The 22,850-nt window shown below is 68.7% G+C and carries 21 protein-coding genes; 8 read left to right on the forward strand and 13 right to left on the reverse strand.

Translation table 11 applies throughout. From position 1 onward, the window contains the following. Positions 1-13: 13 nt before the first annotated feature. A complete protein-coding gene (locus tag ACL03I_RS01365) occupies positions 14-460 on the forward strand; it encodes a hypothetical protein (protein ID WP_355071515.1) in 447 nt (148 codons plus the stop codon). On the opposite strand, the gene ACL03I_RS01370 is transcribed toward ACL03I_RS01365, so the two are convergent. The 7 genes from ACL03I_RS01370 to clpB form a co-directional block, all read right to left on the reverse strand. After that, positions 444-1,151, reverse strand: a complete 708-nt coding sequence (locus tag ACL03I_RS01370) for a lysoplasmalogenase (RefSeq protein WP_355071513.1) — start codon at positions 1,149-1,151, stop codon at positions 444-446. The two genes, ACL03I_RS01365 and ACL03I_RS01370, sit on opposite strands and share 17 nt — an antisense overlap. Before the next feature lie 2 nt (positions 1,152-1,153). Further along, the gene (locus ACL03I_RS01375; protein WP_355071511.1) at positions 1,154-2,212 is read right to left on the reverse strand and encodes a beta-ketoacyl-ACP synthase 3; all 1,059 of its coding nucleotides are present in this window, start codon (positions 2,210-2,212) and stop codon (positions 1,154-1,156) included. A gap of 49 nt (positions 2,213-2,261) precedes the next feature. Further along, entirely contained in the window at positions 2,262-2,810 is a 549-nt protein-coding gene (gene pyrE / locus ACL03I_RS01380) for an orotate phosphoribosyltransferase (RefSeq protein ID WP_355071509.1), read from the reverse strand. Between the two features lies 1 nt (position 2,811). Beyond that, positions 2,812-3,615, reverse strand: a complete 804-nt coding sequence (locus ACL03I_RS01385; RefSeq protein ID WP_356962847.1) for an SDR family NAD(P)-dependent oxidoreductase — start codon at positions 3,613-3,615, stop codon at positions 2,812-2,814. Positions 3,616-3,670: 55 nt separating this feature from the next. Further along, complete coding sequence (locus ACL03I_RS01390) at positions 3,671-4,666, reverse strand: type III secretion system chaperone family protein (RefSeq protein ID WP_412804930.1); 996 nt, start codon at positions 4,664-4,666, stop codon at positions 3,671-3,673. An 80-nt stretch (positions 4,667-4,746) separates the two neighbouring features. Continuing rightward, the gene (locus ACL03I_RS01395; RefSeq protein ID WP_355071506.1) at positions 4,747-5,547 is read right to left on the reverse strand and encodes a DUF5666 domain-containing protein; all 801 of its coding nucleotides are present in this window, start codon (positions 5,545-5,547) and stop codon (positions 4,747-4,749) included. Between the two features lie 49 nt (positions 5,548-5,596). Continuing rightward, the gene (clpB, locus tag ACL03I_RS01400) at positions 5,597-8,152 is read right to left on the reverse strand and encodes an ATP-dependent chaperone ClpB (protein WP_355071504.1); all 2,556 of its coding nucleotides are present in this window, start codon (positions 8,150-8,152) and stop codon (positions 5,597-5,599) included. A 338-nt stretch (positions 8,153-8,490) separates the two neighbouring features. Between clpB and ACL03I_RS01405 the strand changes: the two genes are divergently transcribed. The 4 genes from ACL03I_RS01405 to ACL03I_RS01420 all read left to right on the forward strand — a co-directional run bounded on the left by ACL03I_RS01405 (position 8,491) and on the right by ACL03I_RS01420 (position 12,626). Continuing rightward, positions 8,491-9,426, forward strand: coding sequence for an NADP-dependent oxidoreductase (locus ACL03I_RS01405; protein ID WP_355071503.1), 936 nt, complete (start codon positions 8,491-8,493; stop codon positions 9,424-9,426). A 56-nt stretch (positions 9,427-9,482) separates the two neighbouring features. Continuing rightward, a complete protein-coding gene (locus ACL03I_RS01410) occupies positions 9,483-10,370 on the forward strand; it encodes an LLM class flavin-dependent oxidoreductase (RefSeq protein ID WP_412804931.1) in 888 nt (295 codons plus the stop codon). Between the two features lie 308 nt (positions 10,371-10,678). After that, positions 10,679-11,836 (forward strand): FAD-binding oxidoreductase, encoded by a 1,158-nt coding sequence (locus ACL03I_RS01415; protein ID WP_039802769.1) that lies wholly within the window; start codon positions 10,679-10,681, stop codon positions 11,834-11,836. Positions 11,837-11,864: 28 nt separating this feature from the next. Next, positions 11,865-12,626: an FAD-binding oxidoreductase gene (locus tag ACL03I_RS01420; RefSeq protein WP_355072103.1), complete on the forward strand. Its 762-nt coding sequence runs from the start codon at positions 11,865-11,867 to the stop codon at positions 12,624-12,626. Between the two features lie 215 nt (positions 12,627-12,841). On the opposite strand, the gene ACL03I_RS01425 is transcribed toward ACL03I_RS01420, so the two are convergent. From ACL03I_RS01425 to ACL03I_RS01450, 6 genes are all read right to left on the reverse strand, one after another. Further along, positions 12,842-14,011, reverse strand: a complete 1,170-nt coding sequence (locus ACL03I_RS01425) for an FAD-binding oxidoreductase (RefSeq protein WP_355071500.1) — start codon at positions 14,009-14,011, stop codon at positions 12,842-12,844. A 531-nt stretch (positions 14,012-14,542) separates the two neighbouring features. Next, positions 14,543-14,962, reverse strand: coding sequence for a heat shock protein transcriptional repressor HspR (locus ACL03I_RS01430; RefSeq protein WP_355071498.1), 420 nt, complete (start codon positions 14,960-14,962; stop codon positions 14,543-14,545). Then, positions 14,962-16,122 (reverse strand): molecular chaperone DnaJ, encoded by a 1,161-nt coding sequence (gene dnaJ / locus ACL03I_RS01435; protein ID WP_355071496.1) that lies wholly within the window; start codon positions 16,120-16,122, stop codon positions 14,962-14,964. Before dnaJ ends, ACL03I_RS01430 begins: the two co-directional genes overlap by 1 nt. 24 nt (positions 16,123-16,146) lie before the next feature. Then, positions 16,147-16,806, reverse strand: coding sequence for a nucleotide exchange factor GrpE (gene grpE / locus ACL03I_RS01440; RefSeq protein WP_356962856.1), 660 nt, complete (start codon positions 16,804-16,806; stop codon positions 16,147-16,149). Continuing rightward, positions 16,803-18,650 carry a molecular chaperone DnaK gene (gene dnaK, locus ACL03I_RS01445; protein ID WP_355071493.1) on the reverse strand — a complete coding sequence of 616 codons (1,848 nt, stop codon included), beginning with the start codon at positions 18,648-18,650 and terminating at the stop codon, positions 16,803-16,805. Before dnaK ends, grpE begins: the two co-directional genes overlap by 4 nt. Before the next feature lie 310 nt (positions 18,651-18,960). After that, entirely contained in the window at positions 18,961-19,431 is a 471-nt protein-coding gene (locus ACL03I_RS01450) for a MarR family winged helix-turn-helix transcriptional regulator (RefSeq protein WP_412804932.1), read from the reverse strand. A 110-nt stretch (positions 19,432-19,541) separates the two neighbouring features. Here ACL03I_RS01450 and ACL03I_RS01455 point away from each other — a divergent pair, with 110 nt between their 5' ends. The 3 genes from ACL03I_RS01455 to ACL03I_RS01465 all read left to right on the forward strand — a co-directional run bounded on the left by ACL03I_RS01455 (position 19,542) and on the right by ACL03I_RS01465 (position 22,850). Further along, the gene (locus ACL03I_RS01455; protein ID WP_412804933.1) at positions 19,542-21,245 is read left to right on the forward strand and encodes an MFS transporter; all 1,704 of its coding nucleotides are present in this window, start codon (positions 19,542-19,544) and stop codon (positions 21,243-21,245) included. Between the two features lie 5 nt (positions 21,246-21,250). Then, positions 21,251-21,547: a hypothetical protein gene (locus ACL03I_RS01460; protein ID WP_355071487.1), complete on the forward strand. Its 297-nt coding sequence runs from the start codon at positions 21,251-21,253 to the stop codon at positions 21,545-21,547. A 139-nt stretch (positions 21,548-21,686) separates the two neighbouring features. Continuing rightward, positions 21,687-22,850, forward strand: coding sequence for a zinc-binding dehydrogenase (locus ACL03I_RS01465; RefSeq protein WP_412804934.1), 1,164 nt, complete (start codon positions 21,687-21,689; stop codon positions 22,848-22,850).

Genomic DNA, 22,850 nt, shown 5'->3' on the forward strand with positions numbered 1-22,850 from the left:
GGTGGAGGCTGGTATGGATCACGAGCGGATACTGCGCACGGTGCTCGGGGTGACCGCCGGGTATCTGATCCTGCTGGCGCTGTGGTTGGGGTGGGTGGTGCATCGGACGCCGCCGGGGACGGTGCCGTATCAGATCGTGGCGTTGGTCGGGTTGTTCGGTTCGTGCGTCGGCATCGGGATGATGCTCGCCGGACGGCCGTCCAAGGCGGATCGCCGCTTGTGGCGGCACGGGCTGGAAGGCTGGGCGACCGTCGAGGGCGTGCACCCACTCGAGCGCACCGACCATTACACGGAGCTCACCGAGCTGGATCTGGAACTGACCGTACCGGGCTCCGAGAGTTACCGCGGCACTGTGGTTTTCGACGCCACCCCGGCCGACAAACCCCGGCTCGCGGTCGGCGAGATCCTCTCCATCCGCGTCGACCCGGCGAACCGGGATCGCATCATTCTGGTGCTGTGAGCACCGGCTTCACGTGCGCTTTCGGATCGGCGAGCAGGTACTGCGCGGCCGCGTAGGTCGCCAGGATCACGCCTTCGGCCACCCGCCGGGTCCGCTCGCCGCGCGCGAACAACCGCCGCAGCACGATCAGCCCGTCCGAGACGGTGAACAGCAGCGCTCCGATGCCGAGGCGGCTGCGCGGATCGGTACCGGGAATGTTCACTCCCGCAATGTTTTTCGTCGCGGGCGCCAGCGCAGGGTCCGACGCGAGCACGGCCGCGGTACCCAAGGTGACGCCGTACGCGGTCAGCGGCGCGGCCACCGAAGGGGCCTTCTTCCGCAGCAACCCGGCCGCACCCAGCCAGGCGGCCACCCGCGGTACGGCCACCCCGGCGGCGGGCCTGCCACCCATCCGCCACCACAGCGTGGAGTATCCGGCCTGCATCACCGCGAACGACGAGGCGCCCGCGATCAGCCTGCGATCGTCGTCCGGATCGATGAGCAGGATGTCGCCGACCGTGGCCGCGCCCAGCGACCCGATCAGCACCGTGCGCTCGGTGGACGGCAGCTCTCGGCCTTCGGTGGCCACGTCCGCCGCGAGCAGCGGCATCAGCAGCGGCTTCGCGATCCACTGCGCCTTCTCCCGCCCGGTGACGGCGCCGAAGACGGTGAGCGCCGCCGCCGCGAGATATCCGGCTCGGAACGGCCGCATGGTCAGAAGCTCGGCTCGGCGGGCGCGGGCGGCAGCGTGACGACTTGTCCCGCGTAACTCAGCCCCGCGCCGAAGCCGAGCAGCAACGCCGTCTGCCCGCCCTTGGCCTTGCCGGTGACCAGCATTTCCTCGATCGCGAGCGGAATGGACGCGGCGGAGGTGTTTCCGGTGTTCTCGATGTCGTTGGCCATCGGGATCTCGTCGGCCAGCCCGAGATTCTTCTTCATCAGCTCGTTGATCCGGGCATTGGCCTGATGCGGGACGAAGACCTCGATGTCCTCCTTGGCCACGCCGGAGACCTCGAGCGCGGTGGACAGCGCGCGCGGCAGGGTGACCGCGGCCCAGCGGAAGACGCGGGGGCCCTCCATCCGCAGCGACATCCGGCCGACCGGATCCACCGCCGGGTCGAGCCCCTGCATGGCCTGAGCGCGCTGCATGTACTCGAGGAAATCGATGTCCTGCATGATCGCTGCGGCGTTCTCGCCGTCGCTGCCCCACACGGTCGGCGAGATGCCGTTCTCGTCGCTCGGGCCGACCACGACCGCGCCCGCGCCGTCACCGAAGATCATCGCGGTGCCGCGGTCGGTGGGGTCGAGTCCGACGGTCATCGTCTCGGCGCCGATGAGCAGGACGTACTCGGCGGAACCGGATCGGATCATGTCGGCGGCCACGCCGAGGCCGTATCCGAAGCCGCCGCAGCCGGAGGTCAGGTCGAAAGCGGGGACACCGTTCATGCCGATGTCATAGGCCACCTGCGGCGCGCCGTGCGGGGTGAGGGTCAGCCAGCTGGAGGTGGCCAGGATCACGGCGCCGATCTTCGACCGGTCGACGCCGCTGTTGACGATCGCGCGCTCGCCCGCCGCCGCCGCGATCGACCGGAGCGTCTCGTCACCGCTGATCCAGCGCCGGTTGCGGACGCCGGTGCGCTCGAAGATCCACTCGTCGGTGGAATCCAGGACCTCGCAGACCTCCGCGTTGCTGACCAGGCGTTCGGGTCGGTAAGCGCCGATTCCGAGCATCGCGACGTTCTCGCGGCTCCTGTTGACTGCAATGCTCACCACTGGAGACTCACACGACCCTTCACCTTCGAAGACTTACACCTCTTCCAGGCTATCCCAGGGCGAGATCCTTCAAGCCGAGGATCGACCGGTACTCCAGACCTTCCGCGGCAATCACCTGGTCGGCGCCGGTTTCCCGGTCGACGACGGTGGCGACGCCGACCACGGTAGCGCCCGCAGCGCGCAACGCGCGCACCGCGGTCAGGGGCGAATTGCCGGTCGTCGTGGTGTCCTCCACGACCAGCACCCGCTTGCCCACGACATCGGGGCCTTCGATCTGGCGCTGCATGCCGTGCGACTTCGCGGCCTTGCGCACCACGAAGGCGTCGATCGGGCGGCCGGGCGCGTGCAGCACGGCCAGCGCCACCGGGTCCGCGCCCATGGTCAGGCCGCCGACGGCGTCGAAGTCCCAGTCCGCGACGAGTTCGCGCAGCAGCTTGCCGATCAGCGGGCCCGCGCCGTGGTGCAGCGTCGCGCGGCGCAGGTCGACGTAGTAGTCGGCCTCTTTGCCCGAGGACAGGGTCACCCGGCCGTGCACGACGGCGAGCTCGCGTACCAGCGCGGCCAGCCGGTCCCTGTCGTTGGTAATCACGTCGATCATGTCAAGTCCTTCCGCGTGCGTTGAACAGCCCGCGATTGAGCCGGGCCCCCAGGGTTCGCGGGATCATTCCGGCGACGGTGGTGAGCGCTTTGTACTGCACACCGGGCACGCTGAGCACCCGGCCCTTCTCCAGATCACGCAGTGAGCCGGCGACTACCTGGTCGACGCTCAGCCACAACGCTTTCGGCAGCGAGGACATCTCGATGCCTGCTCGCTGGTGGAATTCCGTGCGGACGAATCCCGGGCACAGGGCTTGGACCCGGACTCCGGTCCCGGCCAATCCGCCTGCCAACCCTTCCGTGAAGGATACGACGTATGCCTTGGACGCCGAGTACGTCGACCCTCGTCCGGGAATCAGGCCCGCCACGCTGGCCACGTTGACGACGCAGCCGTTGGCCGCCGCGATCATCGGCGGCAGCGCGGCCCTGGTGAGCCGCACCACGGAGGTGACGTTGACGTCCAGTTGCGCCTGCAACTGCTCGGGCGGCAATGTCCAGAACTCCCCTGACCGCGCGAAACCGGCGTTGTTCACCAGGAATTCGACGCCGTCGGCCAGCCGCGCCGCGACCCGCTCGCGATCCTCGGCCCCGGCCAGGTCGGCGACGAGCAGCTCCGAGCGGGTACCGAAGCGGTGTTCCATCTCGGTCGCGAGGGCGGTGAGCCGCTGCTCGTCCCTGGCGGCCAGCACCAAGTCGTAGCCGAGGGAGGCCAGCCGGGTCGCGTAACCGCGGCCGATACCCGAGGTCGGTCCGGTGATCAAAGCCACCGGGCGGGTGGCGCCGGGCAGCCGGGGATGCTCGGTCATGACGGCGCGATCGATGGCAGTCGCTCGGGTCCGACCGCGGTGGGCGCGCGGCCGGTCACTTCGGCACGGGTCCCTGGTAGGGGCGGAAGCCGGGATGGAACGGTCCACCGGGCGGGTCGGCGGGCCGCTGCCGCGACTCGGAGTCGGCCCGGCCCTCGGCGCGCTCGTCGCGTTCCTCATGTGACCGAGGCCCGTCGTCCTCGCGCACGCGGGCGCGGGTGTTCGGCACGACGGCCAGCGACGGGCGGCGCGCCGGTTCCGATCCCCGCTCCTCGGCTCGCTCGCCGGCGTGGGAGTCTTCATCGGACCGCTCGTCGCCTTCGGCCTCCGGGCGCGCACGGTCGCCCGCGTCGTCCTCGGGGCCCCGGACGTTCTCGCCCCGCTGACGCTCGCGAGGCCGGGAGCGGCCCGGCTCGGGGCCGCCGTCGTCGAAGTGCGGCTCGCTGACCGGTGGCAGCACGTGCAGCAGGCCGGACAGGCGCAGCACCGCGTCGATCGCGCCTTCCCAGTCCTTCGGGGTGGTGCCGACCAGCAGCATGCCCAGCGTCCAGTTGCCCTCGCTCCAGAGCATCTGTACGGAGTCCGGAAGATTCTCGATGAACGCGACCATGCGCTGATCGACCGCATGCCTGGCGATTTCGGGATTGGTCGCGAACACCACGCGATCACCGATGGCGCCGAGCAGTTCCAGATCGTGGTCCTTGGGCGGCGCGGCCGTCTTCAGCCGCATGTCCACGTCGATGTCCGAACCGATCTGGCGGCGGACCGCGACCAGCGTCGCGGAGTCCTCCAAGTCGAACAGCACGAACTTCTCGCCCTTGCGGATGCCGGAGACCACGTCGACCGCGGAGAGATAGCCCAGTTTGGTCAGCGCGCCCCGCCGCCACGTGGACGGCAGCGCGGGTTCCACGGACACATAGGTATAGCCCTGCGACTTCGCCCACACCTGTCGCGCGTGACCGGTCCGCTGACGCTGGAGCCGATCGAAATACAGCAGCACGATCGCACCCACGAGCGCGATCGCCGCCAACCCGAACCACATTGCCGTCATCGACGCCTAGCCTAATGGTCCCGGCCGGACATGGTCCGTCATTACCCCCGGCGCTTCGCGCGGGCCGCGCCCGGCGCGGCTCATCGTCCGCCGCCGGGCAGCGAGGTACCGATGATGACCTTCGCCTGGATCGATCCGTCCGCGGCCTTGTCGCCCTGGATCAGCACCAGCTCACCGGTGGCGAGATCGGATACTTTCGTGCCCGACAAGGCGATCACCTGCGTCTTGGCGTCCGTGCGCACCGTGATGGTGTTGCCCATCACCGAACTCACCGTCAGGGTGCCCCCGTCGTTCGCGGTGATGGTGCCCATGGTCGCGCCGAGCCCGTCGGCATCGCCGAGGCCGGGCACGCTGGGCAACCCGCTCGGTGGGGTCGGCTGGGCGTTCCTGGTTCCCGGCGCCGGTCTCGTGGTGACGCGCGTCGTCGGTGCCGCCGCGGTGTCGGCCGAGCCGGAATCGCTTGCGCCAAGCAGCACGCCCGAGACCACCCCGATCGCACCGATGAGCAACACGACGCCGATGCCGAGGGCGATCCACAGACCGGTGTTGCGCCGCGGCGGCTGCGGTGGTGGTCCCTGCGGCACTCCCCCGGCAGGCGGCATCGCGCCGCCGGGCGGCCCCGCCGCACCCGGAGCGGTGTCCGGATAGGCGGCCCACTGGGAGTCGTAGGACGGGAACGCGCGCGTCGCGTTCGTCGGGGGTGGGCCCCAGGATCCGTACTGCTCCGTCGGGGGATATTCCGACGGAGCGCCGGCGCCGTACGCGTCGGGATACGCCGTGGTGTGCGCCGGGCCCCCGTAGCCGGACTTGCCCGGCGGACCCAGGTGCTCGGTCGGTGCATCCTCCGGCCGCTGTCCCCAGGGATCGTTCGGGTTGGTCATGGCTTCCAGGGTAAGCGGCCCCGCACGCGCGGGGCCGCTTGCTCGCTCATCACCTTCCGACGATCAGACCGTCCCCGTCGGGGCTGACGGCCACCTTGACGCTGTCGCCGTCGGTGACCTCGCCCGCGAGCAACTCCTTGGCGAGGGAGTCGCCGATGGCCTGCTGGATCAGCCTGCGCAACGGACGAGCGCCATAGGAGGGGTCGTAACCGCGCACGGCGAGCCAGAACCGAGCCGAATCGCTGACCTCCAGCTTCAGCCTGCGTTGCGCCAGGCGCTTCTGCAGCTGATCGAGCTGTATGTCGACGATCTGCTCCAACTGCTCCTCGTCGAGCGCGTGGAACATGACCACGTCGTCGAGGCGGTTGAGGAACTCCGGCTTGAAGGCCGAACGCACCGCGTTCATGACGAACTCCTGGTCACCACCCGCACCCAGGTTCGAGGTGAGGATGAGGATGGTGTTGCGGAAGTCCACCGTGCGGCCTTGGCCGTCGGTGAGCCTGCCCTCGTCGAGTACCTGGAGCAGGATGTCGAACACGTCCGGGTGCGCCTTCTCGATCTCGTCGAACAGCACCACCGTGTAGGGCCTGCGCCGCACCGCCTCGGTGAGCTGACCGCCCTGGTCGTAACCGACGTAGCCGGGCGGGGCGCCGACCAGCCGGGCCACCGAGTGCTTCTCGCTGTACTCGCTCATGTCGATGCGGACCATGGCGCGCTCGTCGTCGAACAGGAAGTCCGCCAACGCTTTCGCCAGCTCCGTCTTGCCGACGCCGGTCGGGCCGACGAACATGAACGAGCCGGTCGGGCGATTCGGATCGGCGACACCCGCGCGCGCCCGGCGCACCGCGTCGGACACCGCCTGCACCGCCTCGGTCTGACCGACCACGCGGCGACCCAGCTCCTCCTCCATGCGCAGCAGCTTTTGGGTCTCGCCTTCCAGCATCCGGCCCACCGGAATGCCGGTCCACGAGGACACCACCTCGGCGATGTCGTCCGGGCCGACTTCTTCCTTGAGCATCACCTCGCCGTCGCCCGCGGTGGCCGAGGACTGCTCGGCCTGAGCGAGCTGCTTCTCCAGCGCGGGGATCCGGCCGTAGCGCAGTTCGGCCGCCTTGCCCAGATCACCGTCGCGCTCGGCGCGTTCGGATTCGCCGCGCAGCGCTTCCAGTTGCTCCTTGAGCGTGCGCACCTGGTCGATCGCGCTCTTCTCGTTCTGCCAACGGGTGGTCAGCTGATTGAGCTTCTCCCGGTCGTCGGCGAGTTCGGCGCGCAGCTTCTCCAGCCGCTGCTTGGAGGCCTCGTCGGTCTCCTTGGCGAGGGCGACCTCCTCGATCTCCAGGCGGCGCACCGCGCGCTCCACCTCGTCGATCTCCACCGGGCGGGAGTCGATCTCCATGCGCAACCGCGAGGCCGACTCGTCTACCAGGTCGATCGCCTTGTCCGGCAGGAACCGGGAGGTGATGTAGCGGTCCGACAGCGTTGCCGCGGCGACCAGCGCGGAGTCGGTGATGCGCACACCGTGGTGCACCTCGTAGCGATCCTTGATGCCGCGCAGGATGCCGATGGTGTCCTCGACCGACGGCTCGCCGACCAGCACCTGCTGGAAGCGCCGCTCCAGGGCGGCGTCCTTCTCGATGTGCTGGCGGTATTCCTCCAGCGTGGTCGCGCCGACCAGGCGCAGCTCGCCGCGGGCCAGCATCGGTTTGATCATGTTGCCCGCGTCCATCGCCGATTCACCGGTGGCGCCCGCGCCGACGATGGTGTGCAGTTCGTCGATGAACGTGATGATCTGGCCCGCGCTGTTCTTGATGTCCTCAAGCACGGCCTTGAGCCGCTCCTCGAACTCGCCGCGGTACTTCGCGCCCGCGACCATCGCGCCGAGGTCGAGCGCCACGACGGACTTGCCGCGCAGCGACTCCGGGACGTCGCCCGCCACGATGCGCTGGGCGAGCCCCTCGACGATGGCCGTCTTGCCGACACCCGGCTCGCCGATCAGCACCGGGTTGTTCTTGGTGCGACGGCTCAAAACCTGCACCACCCGGCGGATCTCGGTGTCCCGGCCGATGACCGGGTCGAGTTTGCCGTGGCGGGCGGCGTCGGTGAGGTCGGTGGAGTACTTCTCCAGCGCCTGGTAGCTGCCCTCCGGATCGGGGCTGGTCACCCGGGCGCTGCCACGCACCGCGGTGAACGCCGCACGCAGCGCGTCGGCGGTGGCGCCGTACTTGGTGAGCAGCATCGTCACGTCGGAGTCGCCTTGGGCGAGACCGACCATCACGTGCTCGGTGGAGACGTATTCGTCACCGAGTTCGGTGGCCAGGCGCTGCGCCGCGGTGATCGCGGCGAGCGCCTCGCGGCCCAGCTGCGGTGTGGTGGTGGCGCCGGTCGCCTGCGGCAGCCGGTCCACGATGGCCTGTGCCTCGTTGCGCACGACCGCCGGATCCGTTCCGACGGCCTTCAGCAAGGGCGCGGCGATGCCGTCGGTCTGGTCCAGCAACGCCACCAGCAAGTGCGCCGGACGAATCTCCGGGTTGCCCGCGGCGGAGGCCGCCTGCAGGGCGGCGGTCAGTGCGGCCTGGGTCTTGGTGGTGGGATTGAACGAGTCCACGAGTCACCTTCCTACTAGTCGAGTCGATTCGTACGGCGCCGAGCGTGTTCGCCCGGCCGAAGCCGTCGCTTCGTCCCGCTCCGCCTTCGGCTCGGCGCCGTTCCTACCCGTCCAACGTCCGAAAGGTTGAGTCTGTTCCGCTCAAGTTTCAGATTCTTCGCCACGCCGCTCCGATGCCGCCGGATCGTGTCGAACGCTACGCCCCGGCACCGGCGAAAGCGACGGCCCGCGACACCGCCGATGCGATGATTCCGCACGTCGGCGACCTTCGGATGCCTACGATGACCTCGGCCGTCAGTTGTTGCAGCACTCTTCACCCCGACTCAAGGAGCGAATGGATGCGCGCGATCGTGGTACGGAAGTTCGGAGCGACGCCGGAACTGGCCGAGATGCCGATGCCCGAGCCGGGCCCCGGATCCGTGCGGGTCCAACTCCAGGCGGCCGGGGTGAATCCCTTCGACCGGAAGGTGGCCTCCGGCCTCCTGGAAGGCAAACTGCCGCACGACTTTCCGCTGATCCTCGGAGTCGACGGGGCGGGCACGGTCGCCACGATCGGCGCGGGCGTCAGCCGGTTCGCCATCGGCGACCGGGTGGTCGGCAAGTTCCTCACACCGCCGGTGGGCCACGGCAGTTTCGCCGAGTACGCGGTGCTCCCTGAGGGCGGCACGCTGGTGCCGATCCCGCCGGGCGTGACCACCGTCGCCGCCGCCGCGCTGCCGACGGCCGGGGTGACCGCGCAGGACCTCGTGGACGCCACCCACATCCACCCGGGCCAGACCGTGCTGATCGTGGGCGCGACCGGCGGCGTCGGCTCCTTCTTGGTGCAGCTGGCCAATATCGCCGGCGCGCACGTCATCGCCACGGCACGCGGCGACTCCGCCGATCAGATGACCCGCTTGGGCGCGGCCGAGACGGTGGACTACACCGCGGGGCCGGTGCGCGACCAGGTCGCCGCCGCGCATCCGGACGGCATCGACGTGCTGTTCGATCTGGTGAGCCCGCCCGAGGCGCTGGCGGAGCTGACCACGCTGGTCCGCGACGGCGGCACCGTCTACTCCACCACCTTCGCGGCCGACGAGGACGCGCTGCGCGCACGGTCGCTGAAAGGGGGCAACATCGAATCCAAGGGGAAAGCGCCGGAGCTGGCACGGCTGATCCAGCGCGTCGCCGCCGGTGACGTGGTCGTGCCGATCGACGCGACCGTCCCGCTCGCGGAGGGACCGGCGGTCATCGGAGCGCCCGGCGCACGCGGCAAGACCGTGCTCGCCATCTGAGCGACACCGGCCCGCCACGCCGGGGTCGGGCGTCCCGCGAGACCACCAGGAGGTGTGTGACGAGCACTCGACCGCCCCAATTCGGTCTGTTCCTGATCCCGGAGGCCGACGACTTCCGCAGGCTCGCCGAGCTGAGCGTGTACGCCGACGTGTCCGGGCTCGACCTGATCGGGATCCAGGACCATCCCTACCAGCGCCGTTTCCTGGACACCTGGACGCTGATCACCGCTCTCGTCGCGCGCACCGAGCGGATCACCTTCTTCCCCGACGTGGCGAACCTGCCGCTGCGCAACCCCGCGTTGCTCGCGAAGGCGGTGGCCTCGCTCGACATCATCAGCGACGGCCGGATCCAGCTCGGTCTCGGCGCCGGCGCGTTCTGGGACGCCGTCGCCGGGATGGGCGGACCGCGCCGAACCGGCGGCGAGGCGGTACGCGCCCTGGCCGAGGCGATCGCGGTGATCCGCGCCTTGTGGAGCGACGAGCGATCGGTCCGGGTGCCCGGCGCCTTCTACTCCCTGGCGGGCGCGCATCCGGGCCCCCGGCCGCGGCACGAGCCCGGCATCTGGCTCGGTGCGCGCGGGCCGCGCATGCTCGAGCTCACCGGACGCGCCGCCGACGGCTGGGTACCGTCCGCCGCGTGGGCGCCGCCGGAGTTCCTCGCCGAAGCGGGCGAGCGGATCGATGCCGCCGCCGCGGCGGCGGGCCGGGATCCGCTGACGGTGCGGCGGGTGCTGAACGTATCGGGCACCATCACCGCGGACGGGTCCGATCGCGGCTTCCTGGAGGGCCCGCCCCAGCGCTGGGTCGACGACCTGCTCGCCCTGCACCGTGACCAGCGGATCGACGGTTTCGTCTTCTGGCCGACCGAGGGGGAACCGGTCGAGCAGATCCGTCGTTATACCGAGCAGGTCGTGCCTGCGGTGTGTACCGGCGCCGGAACCTGACCGGCCGGAAACGGCATCCTCCGGTCCCGCATCGACGCGGAAATCCGGCCCGGCCCGCCCACGACGGCGGTACCCGACGGGTCAGCGGCATCCGCCGTTTGCCCACCGATTACCGTTTGCCCGGGACGCACGGCACCAACGGGCGCAGCCGGACGTAGTCCGTCTCCAGCACGGGCGTGGCCGCAGCGAAGGCGAAGGTTCGCTTTATACCCACACGACCACGGCATTTTCGGGGATACTTGTCGGCGGGAGACCGCCGGTAACGGGTATGTCCCCGGGCAGAACTGAGGGAAAGGAAGCTCCACGTCGTGGATGCGCGTTCGGCTGCGCTGGTCCGCGCCAATTTTCGTTCGGTGATCGAGTCGCCGAATGGACCCGAGCGGTTGGTCAGTGCGTTCTACGGACATTTGTTCGCCGAGAACCCACGGTTGCGCGAATTGTTCCCACCCGCCATGGAGATGCAGGCCAAACGGATCGCCACGGCCATCCAGTACGTCCTCGATCACCTGGAGGACTGGGACCGCGCGCAGAAGTTCCTGGAGCAACTCGCTCGCGACCATCGCAAGTACGGCGTGGAGGCCGCGCACTACGACATAGCGGGCCGTGCGCTGCTGGCGGCGTTCCGCGTCTACAACGGCGCGGCGTGGAATCGGAGCCTGGAGGAGGGCTGGCGCGACATCACCATCCTGATCTCCGCGTCCATGGCCATCGGCGCCAACTCCGACAAGTCGCAGCCGGTGTGGGAGGCCACCGTGGTCGGCCATCGCCGCGTGCTGGAGGACCTGGCCATCGTGCGCCTGCAGTCCGATGGGCCGGTGCCCTACCAGGCCGGGCAGTACGTGCCGGTCACCATTCCGCAGCGGCCCAAGATGTGGCGCTATTTCTCTCCCGCCATCCCGTCCAACCCGTACGGCGAGATCGAGTTCCACGTGCGCAAGATCCGCGGCGGCTGGGTGAGCCCCGCGATCGTCAACGAGACCAGGGTCGGCGACCGATGGCGGATCGCGGGCCCGCTCGGCGGACTGCACGTCGACCGGGACAGCGGCCGCGACGTGCTCATGATCGGCGCGGGCACCGGCATCGCCCCGCTGCGCGCCCAGCTGATCGAAATGGGCCAGCGCGGCATCAACCCGCGAGTGCACTTCTTCATCGGCGGCCGCTATCCCTGCGACCTGTACGACGTGGAGAACATGTGGCAGCTCTCGCAGAGCAACCCGTGGCTGACCATCGTTCCGGTGTGCGAGCAGAAGACCAACCCGTGGTGGTACCCGCATCCGCCGCAGGACGCACCGTACGGCATGCACCGGCGCCTGATCGGTAACCTTGGCGCCGTGGTCGCGAGCTTCGGCGCGTGGGAAGACCGGCAGATCCAGATCGCCGGCTCGGCCCGGATGATCGCGGACACCCGGCGCGCGCTCATCGCGGTCGGCACGCCGGAGCAGAACATCAGCTGCGACCCTGTGTAAGAAGGAGGCCCCGTTGGGGGATCCGAGCATGCTCGGCAATGGTCATCAGGCGCCGGAGTGGACTTCGACCGTGGTCGGCCATCATCGCCTGCGACACGATCTCGCGGTGATCCGCCTGATCGGAGAGTTCGTGCCGTTCGCCGCCGGACAGTCGGTCGAAGTCCGGGTGCCGCAGCATCCCGGCGTGCGCCGCAGGCTGTCCCCCGCGCTGCCGCCGTCCCTGGACGGCAAACTGGAGTTCCACGTGCGCACGGTGCCCGGCGGCTGGTGCAGCGCCGCGATCGTCGCCGACACCCAGCCGGGCGACGAGTGGCGGATCGGCGCTCCGGCAGGCGGGTTCTGGGTCGACCCCGACGGCGACGAGGTGGTGATGATCGCGGGCGGTACGGGATTGGCGCCCATGCGCGCTCAGATCCTCGAGCTGGCGCGCAAGCCGTCGCCGCCGCCCACCTACCTCTTCGTCGGGGGGCGTTCCCCCCGCGACCTGTACGCCTCGGACATGCTCTACCTGCTGGCCGCCGAATTGCCTTGGCTAACGGTGATTCCGGTGGTGGAGAACCCGGAGGATCCGAGCTGGGTCGACGACTGGTACGAGCAGTCCCGCGTCGACATCGGCTTCGCACCCGACGACCTGCTCTACGGCACCCTCGCCGAAGTCCTCGGCTCCCACGGCGCTTTCCTCGAACACCAAGTACTCGTCTGCGGCTCCCCGGCCATGGTCCAAACCACGGTCGACCGCCTCCTCGAAACCGGAACTCCGCCGGAGCGAATCCAGTTCGAGGGGCTCTGACCGATCAGCAGATCGATACAGCAGCCGTAGTATTGCCACCATCGGATATCCCGAGGCTGCAACAACGGCGAGCCCCTGGGAGCGCGGTCATCACCTGACGCCCGGCGCACCGCAACCACGTCTTTCGAGCGAAGCGAGACCGAGCATCCGCCGTTCGCGCCGAAGGCGCGGCCGAACAACACAGCCCGCGAACACCCGGCGCCGCAGGCGCCGGACTAATACAACGGGTCGTGGCGGATGTTCTTCGCCAGGGTTCCGGCTGCCATGAGTCGGAACTTGGTGGTCTGCACCATCGAGGGTGAGCCTACGATCTGCACGTCGCGGTCGGACCATGCGCCGAAACTGGCGACGACCTTGCCGATCTGGCCGGTGACGCGGGGTTCCAGGCCCGGCCAGGTGGTGCGCGGCTCCTCCGGTTCCGGGTACCACCAGGGGTTTTCGTCGTGCTCGCTCACCGGCGTGACCGTGAGCCAGCGGTTGGCCATCGCCAGCTTGCTCAGGGTCTCCAGGTCGTAGAGGTCGCATGGGTGGTGGCCGCCGACGAACAGATGCACCTTCGGATTGGTCCGCCGCATCGCCATCGACATCAGCTGCGCGCGCAGCGGCGCGATTCCGGTGCCGCAGCCGACCATCAGCATCTTGCGTTTGGCGTTGCGCGGAACGCCGAGGCCGCCGAGTGGCGAGCCGAGCAGCCATTGGTCGCCGACGACAGTCTGGCCGACGATGGCCGAGCTGACCCAGCCGCCGAGCACGCTGCGGACGTGGAACTCGATCTCACCGTTGGCATTCGCCGGCACGGCGGGCGAGAGATAGCGCCACATGCGCGGCCGCGACGGAACCTGCACGCTCAAGTACTGGCCCGCGGCATAGCGCATCGGCTGATCCAGTTGCAGCCGGACGACGACCAGGTTGCGCAGCACCTCGCGGCGCTCGATCACCGTGCCGGTCCACACCGACGGCGTGGTCTCCTTCTCCGCCGCGCCGATCATGGTGTCGGAGATGATCTGCAGGCCCTCGTCCCAGGCGCGGTCCACCTCGTCGGTCCACATCTCGGTGCCCGCGAACACTTTCACGGCGTTCTTCAGCGCGGTGGCGACGGCGGCGTAGTGCGCGGGCTGCACGCCGTACTTGCGGTGGTCCCTGCCGAGCTGGGCCAGGAAGGGCAGCAGCTTGTCGGGCTCCTCCAACCGGTCCAGTGCATAGGAGATCGCCTTGACCAGCCGGTCACGCTGGGAGTCCATCGCGGCGGGAAAGAAATCGCGGACGTGCGGGTAGTCGGTGAACAAGATCGCGTAGAACGATCTCGCCAGTTTCTCCGGCCCCCCATCCTCCGCAGCAACCGCCTTGAACGTAGTTCTGATCAAAGCGACAGTGCGTGAATCCATTGGTCTCACAACCCCATTTCGCACTCGTTCACGAACCATGCCGGCGAGTGAGGTGCTGCGGGGCCACTCGACAGCAGCCGATGGCAAGGAGTGTAGGCGAGGTTTGCCAGCAACGGAATCTTTCGAAGGAACATACCGCGCTCAATTTCGTCGAAACGAGGATGCCCAGGGCGACACGCCAGAGAAACCGACTGCAAGACCGGGGATTCGGCACAAAGTCAGTCGTGTGCATACCGAATTGGTAAGGCTCTCTTGTGGAATTACGTCCCGATTGGTCTGTTCTAGCGACTTCAGGGCAACATGGCGTCCATCCGAGGTGGATCGAATCGGGTAGGCCGAACCGGTTACGTAAACTGATCTATGGTGAAAATGTCCAGCTGATTCGACAACGAAATAGATGATGCCGCACCACTTCCGCCGAACATGTTCTGGTTTATCTTCAGCAAATCTTTGTGACAATGCCCGCGCACGACGACGGCCCCGGCGCCGGATCGCGATGTGCGACCGAGGCCGGGGCCGTCGTCGTGCCGGTTATCGTCTGCGCTGACCGTCCTCACGACGATGCCGCGGCTGCCAGACGACCAGCGCGGTACTGCGCTGCTGCGGAGCGAGATCCGGACGGTACGCCGCCCGCGTCCGCTCCAGCTCGGCCGACAGTTCCGCGACCTGCTGGCGCAGTTCCTCCACCTGATTGGTCAGTTCGATGATGCGCTTGATGCCCGCCAGGTTGACGCCCTCGTCCTGGGACAGCCGCTGCACCTCGCGCAGCAGCTCCACGTCCCGGGCCGAGTAGCGCCGACCACCGCCCGAAGTACGTTGCGGCGTGACCAGTCCCAGACGGTCATACGTGCGCAGCGTCTGCGCGTGCATGCCGGCCAGCTGGGCCGCGACCGAGATCATGAAGAACTCGGCCCGCGACCCGCCGGACGCGTTCTTCGGTTCGGAGGACATCACGCACCTGCCCATCCCGCACGTGGGTCGAAGCCGCCGGCCCGTTCCGCCTCCTGGTAGCGCTTCAGCGCCTCGACGGCGTCGTTGTCCAGCTTCTGCGGAATCGCGACCTTCACCGTCACCAGTAGGTCGCCCGCGCCGCCGCCGCGCTTGGGCACGCCACGGCCGCGCACCCGCAAGGTGCGGCCGTCGGCGGTACCCGGAGGCACCTTGACGCCGACCCGGCCGTCCAGAGTGGGCACCGAAACCGTTGTACCGAGGACCAATTCACTGTAACTGACCGGCAGAACCAGGGTCAGGTCGTCGCCGTTGCGGCCGAAGACCTTGTCCTGGCTGACGTGGACGGTGACATACAGGTCGCCCGAGGGCGCCCCGCGCAGCCCCGCCTCGCCCTGACCGGCCAGCCGGATCCGTTGACCGTCACCGACTCCGGGAGGAATCCGCACCGTGATGGTGCGCGTGCGGTTCTGGATGCCGCTGCCCTGGCAGTCGAGGCACGGGTCGTCGATGATCGACCCGCTGCCCCGGCACTCGTCGCACGGCTCGCTGAAGCCGAACGCGCCCTGGTTGCGGCTGACGATGCCGGTCCCGTTGCAGATCGGGCAGACTCGCGGACTCGTGCCCGGTTTGGCGCCGCTGCCGTGACACGTCGTGCACGGCGAGGGGCTGGTCATCCGCAGCGGGACCGTGACGCCCTGGGCCGCTTCCCGGAAACCGAGCGTCGTCTCGGTCTCCACGTCGGCCCCGCGCCTGGGTCGGCTCGACGACCGCGTGCCGCCCCGGTTGAACAGACCGCCGAGCAGGTCGCCGAGGCCACCGTCGGCGGCACCGGCGGCGCCGCCGAAGATGTCCCCGAGGTTGAACTCCTGCGAGAAGCCGCCACCGGTACCGCCGCCGAAGCCACCGCGACCGTAGCCGCCACCCGCGAAGAGCTTGCGGGTGTCGTCGTACTCCTTGCGCTTGGCCGGATCCGACAGCACGGCGTGCGCCTCGCTGACGGCCTTGAACCGCTCCTCGGCTTTGGTGTCACCGGGGTTGGCGTCCGGATGCAAGTCCCTGGCGAGCTTGCGATAGGCCTTCTTGATCTCGTCCTGCGAGGCGCCGGAGGAAATACCCAGCTCCTTGTAGAAGTCCTTTTCGATCCACTCCCGTTGGCTCACCGAGCATCTCCTCCTCTCGCGTCCTTATTGATCGTTCGCGCCGGCATCAACATCCGATGCCTCTTCAGTAGGTTGAACAGCGTTTTCCGTCAGATCGGCTACGCCGTCGGTTACCCCGACGAGCGCGTGCCGAAGCACCCTATCGCCGAAGCGATAGCCTTTGCGCATCACAATGCCGATCACCGGGTCGTGGCCGGAGCCCTCGTGCTGCACGGCCTCGTGCAGGGTCGGGTCGAAAGGCTCGCCCTCTGAACCGAACTCCTCGAGACCCTGCTTGAGCAGCGCGGCCGACAGCTTGTCGGCCACCGACCGCAGCGGACCCGATTCCAGGTCGCCGTGCGCCCGCGCGCGGTCGAGATCGTCGAGCACGCCGAGCAACTCGGTGACCACCGACGCCTTGGCGTTGTCGATGACGGCCTTGCGGTCGCGCTCGACCCGGCGCCGGTAGTTGGCGTACTCGGCGGTCAGCCGCTGCAGGTCGGCGGTGCGCTCGGCGAGCTCGCCGCTGATGGTGTCGGCGAGGGCGTCGTCGTTGTCGATGTCCACGCCCTCGTCCACCTGCGGGGCCTGCGCGGCCGCGGCGCCGTTGTCCGCGGCCTGCTGCCTGACGTCACCGGTCTCCGGATCGATCTTCCGGTTGTCGACGAAGGTGATCGGCTCCTTCTCGAAGTTGTCCTCGGTCACTTCTTCTCCGTGTCGACCGGCTCGTCCACGACCTCGGCGTCCACGACCTGGTCATCCGACGCGGCGCTGGTCGCGCCGTCGCCCTGCGCGGCGGCGTCCGCGGCGGAGGCCTCGTAGATGGCCTGGCCGAGCGCCTGCGACTCGGTGGCCAGCTTCTCGACGGCCGCCTTGACCGCGGCGATGTCGGTGCCCTTCAGAGCCTCGTTCGCCTCGGCGATGGCCGCCTCGACCTTGGTCTTGACGTCCGCGGGGACCTTGTCCTCGTTCTCCTTGATGAACTTCTCGGTCTGGTGGACCAGCGACTCGGCCTGGTTGCGGGTCTCCGCCTCCTCGCGACGCGCCTTGTCCTCGGCCGCGTGCGCCTCGGCGTCCTTGACCATCCGATCGATCTCCTCCTTGGACAGGCCGGAGCCGTCCTGGATCTTGATCGTGTTCTCCTTGCCGGTGCCCTTGTCCTTCGCGGTGACGTGCACGATGCCGTTGGCGTCGATGTCGAAGGTGACCTCGATCTGCGGCACGCCGCGCGGGGCGGGCGGGATGCCGGTCAGCTCGAAAGAGCCGAGCAGCTTGTTGTGCGAGGCGATCTCGCGCTCACCCTGGAACACCTGGATCTGCACCGACGGCTGGTTGTCGTCAGCCGTGGTGAAGGTCTCCGAGCGCTTGGTCGGGATGGTGGTGTTGCGCTCGATGAGCTTGGTCATCACGCCGCCCTTGGTCTCGATGCCCAGCGACAGCGGGGTCACGTCGAGCAGCAGGACGTCCTTGACCTCACCCTTGAGCACACCGGCCTGCAGGGCGGCGCCGACGGCGACGACCTCGTCCGGGTTCACGCCCTTGTTGGGCTCCTTGCCACCGGTCAGCTCGCGCACCAGGTCGGTGACGGCCGGCATACGGGTGGAACCGCCGACGAGCACCACGTGGTCGATGTCGGACACCTTGATGCCCGCGTCCTTGATCACGGACTGGAACGGCGCGCGGGTGCGGTCGAGCAGGTCCGAGGTGATCTTCTGGAACTCGGCGCGAGTCAGCTGCTCGTCGAGGAACAGCGGGTTCTTCTCCGCGTCGACGGTGATGTAGGGCAGGTTGATCGAGGTGCTCTGCGAGGAGCTCAGCTCGATCTTGGCCTTCTCGGCGGCCTCACGCAGCCGCTGCATGGCCATCTTGTCCTTGGTCAGGTCGATGCCCGAGCTGGCCTTGAACTTGTCGACCAGCCACTGCACGACCCGCTCGTCCCAGTCGTCACCACCGAGGTGGTTGTCGCCGGAGGTGGCGCGGACCTCGACGACGCCCTCGCCGATTTCCAGCAGCGAGACGTCGAAGGTGCCGCCACCGAGGTCGAAGACCAGGATGGTCTGTTCCTTGTCGCCCTTGTCCAGGCCGTAGGCGAGCGCCGCGGCGGTGGGCTCGTTGACGATGCGCAGGACGTTCAGGCCCGCGATCTGGCCTGCTTCCTTCGTGGCCTGCCGCTGGGCGTCCTCGAAGTAGGCGGGCACGGTGATGACCGCGTCGGTGATCTCCTCACCGAGGTAGGACTCCGCGTCGCGCTTGAGCTTCATCAGCACGCGCGCGCTGATCTCCTGCGGCGTGTACTTCTTGTCGTCGATGTCCACCGACCAGTCGGTGCCGATGTGCCGCTTGACGGAGCGAATGGTGCGGTCGACGTTGGTGACGGCCTGGTTCTTCGCCGGCTGGCCGACCAGTACCTCGCCGTTCTTCGCGAACGCGACGATCGACGGGGTGGTGCGCGATCCTTCCGAGTTGGCGACGACGACCGGTTCACCGCCTTCGAGAACGGCGACGACCGAGTTCGTGGTCCCGAGGTCGATTCCGACCGCACGAGCCATAGTGGGTTCCTCCTAATTGACGTACCGATATGTGTAGGTGCCGGGCGAAACCGCCCTCGGCGTCCGCTGCGGGACGCCGCGAGACCTCGCCCCTAGCACCTCACGGAGCACGGCCCCAGCAACACTGAGCGTGGTCGGCTCAATCCTGCCTCGCAGGAGTCTCGGAGTCAACCGAAACTTGAGTCGTACACACTCAATCTTGTCGACAGGCTCAACGGGCGACTCGCGCGTTTAATTCCCGAACGGCGACGCACATGCGTGACCTGCCACACACTTCCGGCGCGGCGAGGAAGCCCATGAAGGGCAGGAATCAGCGGGAGAGTCCGGGATGAATGCCCGGTTCCAGCCCGTTCGTCGCCGCGAGCCGCTGCAACAGCTGCAACAAGGTGGCGCGGTCGGCCGCGTCGAATTCGCGCAGCAGGTCGGACTCGAGTCCGTCGACGACACGTTGAGCCCGGGCCAGCAGATCATGCGCGGCGGGCAGCAGGTAGACGGCGTGCGCCCGGCGGTCGGCCGGATGCTTGCGGCGCTCGACCAGGCCGCGCTTCTCCAGCTCGTCGACCAACCCGACCATCACGTTGCGATGGATGCCCAGCGTCTCGCACAGCTGCTGCTGCGACTGGCCGTCGTGCTCGCGCAGCACGCGCAACGTGCCGAAATGCCTGGGACCGATGCCGAGCGGGGCCAACCCGTCACTGAAGCGGTACGCGGTGTGGAACCCGAGCTGCCCGAGGAGAAAGGCGACGTGGTCGGACAGCGGCGTCGGATCGGCTTCGGGCACGCCCCGATCATAGCATTAACGCACCTTTCATGATTGCCATATTGATTGATAATCACTCGAGGTGCATAGTTTGGGAGTCGGTACTTCCCTCCCATCCGAAAGAGGCCCTCATGGAACCCGACCCCACTACTCGTCCCCCCACCGATTCCCGCCGCTGGATCGCGTTCGCGGTCGTGCTCGCCGCGGGATTCATGGACTTGCTCGACGTCACGATCGTCAATGTCGCCGTGCCGAGCATCCAGGCCGATCTGCACGCCGCGTACTCGCAGATCGAATGGATCGTCGCGGCCTACGTGCTCGCCTTCGCCGCCGTGCTGATCACCGGCGGCAGGCTCGGCGACATCTTCGGCCGCAAACGGATCTTCCTGATCGGCATGGCCGGCTTCACGCTCGCCTCGGCGGCCTGCGGCCTGAGCACCGATCCGGCCATGTTGATCGCCGCACGCTTCGTGCAGGGCGCGATGGCCGGGCTCATGGTGCCGCAGATCCTGGCGATCATCCGCGTCACCTTCGCCGACCACGAGCGCGGGCGGGCCATCGCGCTCTACAGCGGCGTCGGCGGGTCCGCCTCCGCGGTCGGTCTCTCGCTCGGCGGCCTGCTGGTGCAGTGGGACCTGTTCGACCTGGTGTGGCGGCCGATCTTCCTGGTCAACGTCCCGGTGGGCATTCTCGCGCTCGGCGCGGCCGCGGCGGTGATGAAGGAGTCCCGCTCGCCCGCCGCGCCGCGCTTGGACGTGGTCGGCATGATCCTGGCCATCGGCGCGGTGCTCCTGCTCGTCTACCCGCTGGCCGAGGGGCGCAGACTCGACTGGCCCGCTTGGACATTCGTCATGATGGCCGCCTCCGCCGCGACCTTCGCGGTGTTCGTCGCGTATGAGCGGTACCGGGCGCGGACGGTCGGCTCACCCCTGGTCGACTTGACGCTGTTCCGGTCCCGGCCGTTCGCGATCGGGCTGGGCAGCTGGCTGCTGTTCTGGATCGGACTCGGCGGGTTCTTCCTGGTGTGGACGCTGTTCATGCAGGCGGGACTGGGCTGGACGCCGATGCGAGCCGGGTTGACCGCCGTGTTCTTCGCGGTCGGCGCGGGGATCGGCGCCGGAGTCTCGGTGAGCGTGCTCGCGCCGCGGTTCGGCAGGCGGGTCCTGATCGTCGGCGGCCTGGTCAACGCCGCGGGCTTCGGCCTCTACGGCTGGCTGGCCACGCACTACGGCGCGGAGATCGCCTCGTGGCAGATGGTCTTCCCGCTGATCGTCACCGGTGCCGGATTCGGCATGGTGGTCGCGCCGACCATCGACTTACTGCTCGGCCAGGTGCCCGCGCGGGAAGCGGGCTCGGCGTCCGGTCTGCTCAATACCGGGCAGCAACTCGGCACGGCTCTGGGCGTCGCGCTCGTGGGCGTGGTGTTCTTCACCCAGCTCGACCACGATTCGGCACGCGGGGTCGACACGGTCGCGCCGGAGGTTCGCGCCGAACTCGCCGCGGTAGGCGTGCCCGAGCAGGCGCGGGACGAGATCCTCGCGAACTTCCGCGCCTGCGTGCTGGATCGATCCGCGCAGGTCGATCCGACCGTGGTGCCGGACAGCTGCCGGGCCGGCGCGGAGCGGAGCTCCAGCGGCGTCGGTCAGGTGCTCACGACGGCGGGCATGCGGGCGAACGCGGTGAACTTCGCGAATACTTTCGAGCGCACCCTCTGGTACGGCATCGGCGTCCTGGCGCTGGTCTGCCTGGGCTTCCTCGCGCTGCCGCGCAGTGCCAAGCTCGAACACCACGAGATCGATATCGATGCGACGGACCCGCAACCGGTAGGGGTGTGAGCGAGATGGACCTTCTGATCATCGGCCGCAGCAGGAACACCGTGGACGCCGCCGTCGAGCGGGTTCGGGCCGCCGGGTTCTCCGCGCGCGGTGTCACCACCGACGACGAGGCGCTCGCGGCACTCGACACCGGAGAGTTCGCCCATCTGCTGATCGGCGGCGGGGTGGAGAAGAGGTCGCGGCCCGCGCTGAAGGAGGTTGCCGGACGGCACGGTGTCGCCGTGCACGAAGCTCGTCGCCATGGCCGCGACGTCGCCGACTACCTCGAGCAGGAGGTGTACCCGCGGCTGCGCGGCGCTTGACTGAAGCCGCAACCGAAAGCGCCTCGGCCCGTTGAGTCTACGGCCGAGGCAGCCACGGGGTGCGCCCTGCCGCAGTAGGGTGGCGGCGGGGCGCCCCGGCCGAGGCGCCCACCGTGCGCCGTCGATCCGAGGAGTCGTCATGAGGGCCGCCGTCGTCACCGCCGCCGAATTCGAGGTCACGGAACTGCCCACGCCCCGGCCCGGTGCGGGTCAACTGCTGATCGACGTGTCACGCTGCGGTATCTGCGGCTCGGACCTGCATGCCCGCACCCACGCCGACGAACTGGCCGACCTGGCCGTGGCCACGGGCTACGAGCACTTCATGCGTTCGGATCAGAGCGTGGTGCTCGGCCACGAATTCAGCGGCACGGTGGTCGATTACGGGCCGGACTGCCGGAAGAGGTGGAAGACGGGAACGCCGGTGGTATCGCTGCCGATCGTCCGGCACGGCAGGCAACCCCACTTGGTGGGACTGTCGACGGCGGCGCCCGGCGGCTACGCCGAACAGGTGGTGGTCCAGGAATCGATGACCATGCCGGTGCCCAACGGCTTGTCCGCCGAACACGCCGCGTTGACCGAGCCCATGGCCGTGGCCTGGCACGCCGTGCGCCGGGGCCGGGTGGGCAAGGGACAGACCGCGTTCGTCATCGGCTGTGGGCCGATCGGGCTCGCGGTGATCAGCATGCTGAAAGCCGCGGGCGTGCGCACCGTGGTGGCCAGCGACTTCTCGCCGCGCCGACGAGAACTGGCGACGACGTGCGGCGCCGACGTCGTGGTCGATCCGGCGACCGAATCGCCCTGGACGGCCGCCCCGAAGAAGGGACGGATCAACGGCGTCACCGACATCCTCGGACTCGGATTCGACGCCATGGATCGCCTGCGGCGGGTACCGAACCTGCCGTGGTGGTATGTCTTCCGGCTGGCTCACACGTTGAACGCGGGACCGGCCGGTCCGGTCATCTTCGAATGTGTCGGCGTACCGGGAATCATCGACCAGATCCTCACGGCCGCGCCGCCCCTCTCGCGTGTGGTGGTGGTCGGGGTCTGTATGGAGACCGACCGCTTCCATCCCGCCATGGCGATCAACAAGGAGATCGAACTGCGGTTCGTCCTCGGCTACGACCCCGGCGAGTTCCGCGACACCTTGCACATGCTCGCCGAGGGAAAGGTCGACCCGAGCCCCTTGATCACCGGGACCGTCGGTCTGGACGGCGTCGCGGACGCCTTCACCGCCCTCGGCAACCCGGAGCGGCACGCGAAGATCCTGATCGACCCGCGCGGTGCGGGCACCGCGCTGATCTGA

The organism is Nocardia sichangensis (assembly GCF_047200615.1).
Lineage (GTDB): Bacteria > Actinomycetota > Actinomycetes > Mycobacteriales > Mycobacteriaceae > Nocardia > Nocardia sichangensis.